The sequence below is a fragment of the Agrobacterium sp. ST15.13.013 genome, from assembly GCF_027956525.1.
In the GTDB taxonomy this organism is placed as follows: Bacteria; Pseudomonadota; Alphaproteobacteria; order Rhizobiales; family Rhizobiaceae; genus Agrobacterium; species Agrobacterium salinitolerans.
In genome coordinates, this window is sequence record NZ_JAQKGP010000074.1 from 1 (window position 1) to 1,186 (window position 1,186).

Consider the following 1,186-nt stretch of genomic DNA (forward strand, 5'->3'; position numbering starts at 1 on the left):
GACGATAGCGTCAGCGGCCTGTGCGCCGGATACTGCTGCGAGAGCCGCAGCGGAGCCGATGAGAAGGCTCTTGATGTTCATGGTTGACCTCCAGTCAAACGCTTAATCTTCTAAGCAGCGGGTGGGAAGCACTTCAAAGATGCGTGCCGCTTATGGAGATGATTAGAGCCAAAACCTCCCGCACAGGCAATCGCAATCGTGACAAAAGGAAGACAGTAAGGTGTCCTTAGTTTTTCATTGTTGCGAAATAGCTACAATTCTAACAGACGGGACCCAGTTCGTTAAAAAATCATTAATAAATATTCATTTTCAGCCACTTAAGCGAAAACCAAAAAAAGTCGAAAGACTAGGAACGCACCTGGTTGCCGAAAACTCAGCATTTTCGCGCCACGAAAGATTGTCCAAAAGGCGACTGTACGGGCGGAAAGGAGCTCTTTGGGTCGAGGTGAATCGGGATGAAACATCATTTCTGCTTTCTGCGCCCTGATGTTCGGCAACCGGCCGACTCAGCCCTCCCCGTGGGAATGCGGCCCGTTTCGCCCGAGAAACTCCAGCGTACACCGCAAACAGAGAGGGAATCGCACATCTATGGGCCGGCCCCGATATGCTCCACCCGATTCGCCATTCCTTGAAAAAAGAAAAACCCCGGCATTTCTGCCGGGGTTTCCATCACTGACAATGTCAGATCAGATTAGATTAGAACGCGCGCTGCAGGCGGACGAAACCGGTCCACTGCTCGTTGCCGTTGTCCGGGTCGTAGTAGTTAACTGCAACCTTGGTGGTCAGGCCCTGGGTGATCTTGTAATCGACGGTTACGCCAGCCTTCCAAGCATCATCGTTCGACCAGTCGTTAACGATGTAGTAGCTGGTTGTGGACGTACCGCCGGTAACAGGCACACCTGCTGCGGTGAACGCTGCACCAGTGCCCTTACCGGCAATGTTGCCAGAGTACTGGAAGCCGGGGGTGATCGTCAGGCGATCAGTTGCCTTGATTGCGTATTCGGCAGCAACTGCCCACTCGGATTCAGCGTAGTAAGCGTTTACGCCAGAAGCCCAAACACCAGCAAGACCAAGCGTGCCGGGGCCAATGTCAGCCGTAGCGATGAGGCGGAGAGCGCCTTCTTCCTGGTCTACGTCGTAGCCACCGATGAACTGCAGCGATGCAGCGCCGAGCTTCGCACCGATA

1 protein-coding gene is annotated in these 1,186 nt (G+C 53.9%); it reads right to left on the reverse strand.

Annotation, left to right across the window (positions count from 1 at the left end; genetic code table 11):
* Positions 1-696: 696 nt before the first annotated feature.
* Positions 697-1,186: porin (locus PL597_RS25915; protein WP_271366647.1), on the reverse strand; the 490-nt coding region annotated here is incomplete at its 5' end.